The following is a 233-nucleotide window of genomic DNA, read 5'->3' on the forward strand; positions in this document are numbered from 1 at the left end:
GCTGGACGCTCTTCACCATAGCTGATGACACGGATGTTATTTACCGCAACACCTTGGGCAGCAAGATAATCACGTGCAGCTTGGGCACGGCGCTCACCTAGGGCGATGTTATATTCACGGCTACCGCGCTCATCAGTGTGACCAGCGATAACAACACCAGCGTTTGGATTTGAGCTTAGTAGACCGGCATGTTGGTTTAATACGCCAGCCGCTTGTGAGGTGATTTCACTGCT

The 233-nt window shown here is 51.9% G+C and carries 1 protein-coding gene; it reads right to left on the reverse strand.

The window, feature by feature from the left end; all coding sequences use genetic code 11:
* Positions 1–233 (reverse strand): OmpA family protein (locus BTV98_RS13410; RefSeq protein ID WP_178379403.1); only part of this gene is annotated, 233 nt, incomplete at both ends.

The organism is Psychrobacter sp. Cmf 22.2 (genome assembly GCF_001921745.1).
Lineage (GTDB): Bacteria > Pseudomonadota > Gammaproteobacteria > Pseudomonadales > Moraxellaceae > Psychrobacter.